General features: G+C 69.7%; 3 protein-coding genes. All 3 read right to left on the bottom strand.

The annotated features are described in order from the left end of the window. Window positions 1-532: LLM class flavin-dependent oxidoreductase (locus tag AB0E98_RS33555; RefSeq protein ID WP_361710268.1), on the bottom strand; the 532-nt coding region annotated here is incomplete at its 3' end. Between the two features lie 52 nt (window positions 533-584). Next, entirely contained in the window at window positions 585-1,043 is a 459-nt protein-coding gene (locus AB0E98_RS33550; RefSeq protein WP_031185107.1) for a hypothetical protein, read from the bottom strand. A gap of 6 nt (window positions 1,044-1,049) precedes the next feature. Continuing rightward, window positions 1,050-1,637: an RNA 2'-phosphotransferase gene (locus tag AB0E98_RS33545; protein ID WP_051908967.1), complete on the bottom strand. Its 588-nt coding sequence runs from the start codon at window positions 1,635-1,637 to the stop codon at window positions 1,050-1,052. Window positions 1,638-1,909: the final 272 nt, after the last annotated feature.

The raw sequence follows: 1,909 nt of genomic DNA, 5'->3' as shown, positions 1-1,909 counted from the left end.
GGCCGGTCGCGGCCACCGCGAAGGGCAGTCGGGGCCGCTGTACGCACCCAGGGATGTTGCGCGCCTCGTGGGCCGAGTAGAAGTCGCCCACATAGGACACGGCGTCCTCGGTCAGCAGCCGGTCCAGCAACGGCAGGAACTCGCCGAGGCGGTCCGCCCGCTCACGCGGAGTCCATGGCTCCTGGCCCAGCGCCGTGGCGTCGAAACCGGTGCCGCCCGCTCCTATGCCGAGCGTGATCCGGCCACCGGAGATGTCGTCGAGGGAGATCAGTTCCTTGGCGAGCGTCACCGGGTGCCGGAAGTTCGGCGAAGTGACCAGGGTGCCCAGACGCAGCCGCTCCGTGACGGCCGCGGCGGCGGTGAGGGTCGGGACGGCACCGAACCACGGGCCGTCCCTGAAGCTGCGCCAGGAGAGGTGGTCGTAGGTGTACGCGGTGTGGAAGCCGAGCTGCTCGGCCCTCGTCCAGGCCGAACGTCCGCCCTCGTGCCAGCGACGGTACGGAAGGATCACGGTGCTCAGGCGCAGGCTCATGCCTCCGACCTTATGCGGCCGGTCGCCGTTTCACGTGAAACGGCCTCCGGCGTCACCGAACGCGGCTGTTCAGCCACGGAGTGAGCAGGATCATCGGCACGTACTCCCGGTGTGTGCGGTCGCCGGGCAGCGGAACGATCAGCTGGTACCCGGGCGGGAAGCGGCGCCCCTTGACGAAGGCGCGGTTGCCGAAGACGGAGCGCAGGAACGCGGGCACCTTGTCGCGTGGGATGTCCGGGAACTCCACGTTCTCCACGGTGATCAGCGCATCGTCCTCCGGGAAGAGCCGGACGCTCACCCGGGGAACGCCGCCGAACTCGACGAATGCCTCGTGCGGGAGGGAACCGTCGGGATCGGTGGTCACTCCCACGCCCGCGGCGCTGCGACGGGAGGTCTGGTCGGCGCCGATGTCGTCGGTGACCTCGATCTCCAGCGCGAACTCCCCGGCGACGGCACGGAGGGCGTTGACGGCGGACTGGGTGGTGGGGAGGTGCTCCATGCCTTCGATCATGCGGGGTCAGCGCGGAGCGGGAAAACGCAGGTAGCGGGGCGGCACGGACTGCGTCAGCCAGACCCCGTTCGCGCTGACACGGAAGAGGTGCCCGTCGCGGTGCATGGCGTCGGCGGCCACGGCGAGCACGACCGGCCGGCCGCGGCGCGCTCCGACCCTGGTCGCGGTGGCCCGGTCGGACGAGAGGTGGACGTCGTGCCGGTTCATGGGACGCAGCCCCTCGGCGCGGATGCCTTCCAGATGCCGGGACACGGTCCCGTGATAGAGGTACGGCGGCGGGGACGCCGGAGGCAGGCCGAGGTCCACGTCGATGCTGTGGCCCTGGCTGGCGCGGATGCGGGTGCCCTCCACGGCGAAACGCCGCTTGTCGTTGGTCGCGACCACGTGGTCGAGCTCTTCGCGGGTGAAGCGGAAGCCGTGCGCGGCCGCAGCGGAGATCAGCGCGTCGATCTCGACCCAGCCGCCCTCGTCGAGCGTGAGCCCGATCCTTGCGGGCTGGTGGCGCAGGTGCTTCGACAGGTACTTGGACACCTTCACCGTGCGTCTGTCGCCGTGCGCGTCTCCGTGTCCGTCGTCCGTGTGGTCCTGTTGCATGGCACCAGCCTGCCTGGTGAGACGCGCCTCACGCGAAGAGATTTCGCCGACGAGGTTTGATCCACAGTCAAGTCCAGTTATCCACAGGCTGGTTGGGTCCTTCTGTGGAAACTACAGGGGTGGCTCGACCCGGGCGAGACGCCTCAGCATCCGTGGTGCGAAGCGGGACATGAGGTGGGCTCCCCGCGCTTCCGGAGTCACCGGGACCACGGCCCTGTTGTGCACGACCGCCTCTAGGACGGCGTCGGCCACCTTCTCCGGCGGGTAGTTGC

Source organism: Streptomyces sp. NPDC037389 (genome assembly GCF_040636475.1).
GTDB lineage: Bacteria > Actinomycetota > Actinomycetes > Streptomycetales > Streptomycetaceae > Streptomyces > Streptomyces hesseae.
Note: the sequence above shows the minus strand (reverse complement) of the source record. Positions and strands in the feature narration are given on the sequence as shown.

What these genes read in the sequence shown, in the direction of transcription:
- AB0E98_RS33550 (WP_031185107.1), bottom strand. Translation starts at nt 1,043, where the DNA reads ATGATCGAAGGCATGGAGCACCTCCCCACCACCCAGTCCGCCGTCAAC.
- AB0E98_RS33545 (WP_051908967.1), bottom strand. Translation starts at nt 1,637, where the DNA reads ATGCAACAGGACCACACGGACGACGGACACGGAGACGCGCACGGCGAC.